This is a genomic window from Candidatus Symbiopectobacterium sp. NZEC135 (genome assembly GCF_025962695.1).
Genome location: NZ_JAGFPF010000405.1, coordinates 1 through 1,531, shown reverse-complemented (window position 1 = coordinate 1,531; position 1,531 = coordinate 1). Strand labels below are relative to the sequence as shown.

Annotated in this window: 1 protein-coding gene; it reads right to left on the bottom strand. The window is 54.5% G+C overall.

The annotated features are described in order from the left end of the window. On the bottom strand, positions 1 to 1,146 hold a 1,146-nt coding region (locus J5224_RS27310), incomplete at its 3' end, for a TonB-dependent siderophore receptor (protein WP_413544730.1). Positions 1,147 to 1,531 lie beyond the last annotated feature (385 nt).

The window sequence follows — 1,531 nt, the reverse complement described above, 5'->3', positions numbered from 1 at the left end:
CACGGCATGAGAAGGTCCGGCAGTATCGATATGACCGTTAAGCTGTAGCGTATTGCTGAGCACCCGGAAGCGCCCTGCGGTATAAGGCTGGGTAAACCCTGAAGTGATAGCGTCTGAATTCGGCGACAGCTTGTTCGAAATCGTGCGCATACCGCGATCGGCCGTCTGATAACCCACGCCGCCAGTGACAGACCAGTTGTTATTAAAGAAGTGTTTTACCCGGGAACTGACGGTTTTCGTCACCAAGTCCAACCCGGCAAAAGATTGCCCGTACCCTTTGCGGGTGACGTCCGGTGCGCTGGGCAGTTGCACCGTGGGGCCGTAAGAAAAGCCGCCCGCATAGCCCATTTTCTTAAAGCGGTATTCGCTGGCGTTAAATTCCAACACCGTATCTGGAGAGAGATTCCAGTCCAGCGCGACGCTGGCCAAACGCCGCCGCAGCGTGCTGTCGCTGACGCTGCCTTCCCCTTCATCGTGCAGCAGGTTGATGCGGTAGCCAAACTGATCGTTGTCGCCGACATGACCGCCCAGATCCGCATGACCGGAAGCCGCGCCTTTGCTGGAGTAACCGGCAGTAAAGCGGTTCAGGGTTTGCGCGGTGGGTCTTTTTTGCACGAAATTAAACTGCCCGGCCGGACTGGCAGGGCCATACAGCGCACCGGTCAGGCTGTTGATCACGTCGAGCCGCTCCAGCATCTCAACCGGGAACGCAGTGGTAGAAATGATATTAAGCCCATCGAGGCGGCTGTTCGCCAGCACATCCCCTTGCATACCGCGGCTTTGCGGGCGTCCCACATCAATGCCGCCGCGCGCCTGCATCTGCGCTGACGCGCTGTATTTCAGCAGATCGTTGACGTTTTTCGCCTGTTGGTTGGCGATCATGGCGGAGGTCACCGTGGTGGTGGAGTACGGCGTATCGATACGATCGCGCTTGCCCAGAGGCCCCATCTCGACGGCATCGACACTCATCCCCGCCCCTGCCGGGTTTGGCGAATCTTCTGCCGGTTTGGCGGTTACCACCAGCACATCTTCTTTTTTATCCCCTTCAGGCTTAACGTTAGCCGCAGCGGACCAGGAGGAAGGCGACGCGGCCAATAGCGCAGGCAATAGCCAATGAATGCGGGTTTTCCGTTTCTGCATTGTCATTTTCTTTATCTCAGTTTTGTATTTTGGTTATCGATATGTATTTTTTTATATATCGGCGCGCAATATACAAAGATACGAGACGCTTTTTAAGAAGAAAACTCGTTCTCATTGCCCGAGATCAATAGATAATTGATTGAAAATTAGAATGTTACTCTTGATGAGGGGATGAATTACTCCCAAAGAGGCAAACGCATGCCGGAAAAATCCGCACCCGGATGGAGAATAGCGGCAGAATAAGGACATAAAAAAACCCGGAAGCGCCGAAGCCCTTCCGGGTGAGTATTATCGGGCGCGAACGCCCAATAGAGGACAGGCGATTACGCCTGGCCTTTCACTTCTTTCAGACCGTTGAATGCAGCACGGCCAGCCAGTGCTTCTTCGATAC